Origin of the sequence: Citrobacter sp. wls826 (genome assembly GCF_005281245.1) — a bacterium.
Lineage (GTDB): Bacteria > Pseudomonadota > Gammaproteobacteria > Enterobacterales > Enterobacteriaceae > Citrobacter > Citrobacter braakii.
On the sequence record NZ_SZWS01000050.1, the window covers coordinates 1 to 2436 of the forward strand.

Below are 2436 nucleotides of genomic sequence, written 5' to 3' on the forward strand. Positions count from 1 at the left end.
TATCTGGGGTCGTGGTCCCACACAGTTCTGCCGTGGTCAGATGGTTATCTGGGGCCGTGATCCCACACAGTTCTACCGTGGTCAGATGGTTATCTGGGACCGTGGTCCCAAACAGTGCTGCCGCTGTCGGGGGGCATCTGGGTCCGTGGCTCCACTCAGTTTTGCCGCTGTCTGATGATCCACTTGTACGGAACTTGGTTGATATTAAATTCTATGAAGATATGAAAATAAAAATATTCTACTCACATTATCGTATTCTCGCAGAAGCGAGGTCACTCCAGCGAGTCGTATATGCCGGCGACAGCATTTTTCTCCTCATCTGCCATTCTGGCGCAATCCCGCGTCCCGCAAACCAGACTTTCCCAAGTCCTAAATGGTTTATTCTATCCAGGACTTGCATCAGTTGCTCGCTCCGTTCTCGCGGCTGTACTTCATCAAACAAATTAAGATGCGATACCCCGGTTGGCGTGAAATCGTTCAGTATACAGCCTGCCTTTGCGTAACGGTGACCATCCACCCAGACCCTGTCCAGAGCTCTGACGGCAGCGGCAATGATGTCCCGTGTATCCTGCGTGGGGATGAGCAGTTTTTCAATGGCCAGATTACCGTAGTAGGGATCAGTTACGGCGAACGGCGATATTTTCGCAAACACGGCAATATGCCTGCAGAACTGCCGTTCCCCACGCAGCTTTTCGGCGGCACGTTCAGCGTGCTGACTGACTGCCGCATCGCTTCATAAGTCGTGACTCGTTCTCCAAAGCTTCTGCTGCAGACTATCTGCTGTTTGGGGGGGCGGTGCTTCCTCCAGTGAAATACAGCTTTCTCCATTGAGTTCCCGAACCGTTCTCTCCAGAACCACATTGAAATTTTTCCTGATGAACGTTGGATTCGCGCGGGCCAGCTGTAGTGCTGTGGTGATCCCCATTGTGTTCAGCTTCTTGGAGATCCTGCGGCCCACACCCCAGATTTCCCCCACCGGCTGCAGTGACAGCAGTTTCTCCGTTCGTTTCTGATTGTGTAACGTCAGGGCAAGCACGCCCCGAGCTGTGACCATCCTTTCGACGCCCATTGCGCGCTTTTAGCCAGCGTTTTGCTCGGTCCCATTCCGACGCCGATGGTCAGCCCTGTGCCGAAACGAACGTGCTCTCGAAGCTGCCGGCCGAAATCCTCGAAATCGATGCAACTGTCAATACCCCGCACGTCGAGAAACATCTCATCAATGGAGTACTGCTCAACGCATGGCGCCAGCGTTTCCAGATGAACCATGACCCTGTTCGACATCGATGTGTAGAGAGCGTAATTACTGGAGAACGCAATGACCGGCTCCGGAAATTTCACCGACTTCAGCTGAAACCACGCCCCCCCATTTTAATGCCCAGTTGCTTCGCTTCTTTTGAACGCGCGATAACACAACCATCATTGTTACTCAGGACCACCACAGGCCTGTCACGCAAATCGGGACGAAATACTTTCTCGCGGCTCGCGTAAAAGCTGTTAACGTCAGCCAAAGCGAACATCAGTCTGTGCTCCGGGTTTTGTGCATAAAAGTCGTCACAACCCCGAAAATCTGCAGTTCTTCCGGATAGAGCGTGGGGTAGGCCGGATTCATCGGAAGCTGGGCGATACGGGGCTTCAGCTGCAGGCGCTTAACGGTGAACTCGCCATCAGTTTCCGCGATGACAATGTCACCCTGCAGCGGCTTTTCGGCTTTGTCGACCACCATCAAATCGCCGGAATGCAGGCCCATCTCTTTCATTGAATCCCCGATTGCCCTGACGAAGAACGTTGAAGCCGGGCGCTGGATACAATAGGCATTCAGGTCCAACTCTTCTTCGGTGTAATCGGCGGCCGGCGACGGAAAACCTGCCGGGCAACGTTCGGTGAACAGCGGGGCAGTGGACTGCACCGGCCCCTGTTCGGGGGCTACAAAAAGTAACAAGGCATACCTCTTAAAACAACTGTTTACATATACAGTGTTATTTAAGATATTTCCTGTCCTGCAAGTGAAATTTTGCTGTTTCCCGTCAGGTAACTGTTCTGCCTGGAAAAACAGATGTCAGGTTATCCACAGAATCGGTTAATAACCCTGTGGAGGACTGGCGCAGAACTGTTGGTATGTCATCTGCTCCCTCTCTGCCATTTTCCCTTCCCACTGATCCCCTGGTTATCCCGACCATTCCTGCCCGCCTGCAGCTGGCTGCCACCCGCTGCCAGTGTGCCGCGTCCGGATGGACACGGGACGGGCGTCTTTATCGCTCAGGCCCGGCGTCATTGTGATTGTACGCCATCCCCATGCTGAACTGGTGTGCCAACCGGCTGATGTTCAACGGTATTAAAAACAGTGATGTCCTCAAAACATGGATTGCCGGAGGCGGGTTCCTGTTCCTGTTCCTGTTCCTGTTCCTGTTCCTGCTTCCCTGTGTTTTTGAAATCTAA

1 protein-coding gene and 1 pseudogene are annotated in these 2436 nt (G+C 53.1%); both read right to left on the bottom strand.

Annotated features, from left to right (window positions below; translation table 11 throughout):
- Nucleotides 1-247: 247 nt before the first annotated feature.
- Nucleotides 248-1517: pseudogene (umuC, locus tag FDW87_RS11560) on the bottom strand (translesion error-prone DNA polymerase V subunit UmuC).
- Nucleotides 1517-1939 (bottom strand): translesion error-prone DNA polymerase V autoproteolytic subunit, encoded by a 423-nt coding sequence (umuD, locus tag FDW87_RS11565; protein ID WP_137379774.1) that lies wholly within the window; start codon nucleotides 1937-1939, stop codon nucleotides 1517-1519. The pseudogene umuC and the gene umuD overlap by 1 nt, the downstream one beginning before the upstream one ends.
- Between the last annotated feature and the right edge of the window lie 497 nt (nucleotides 1940-2436).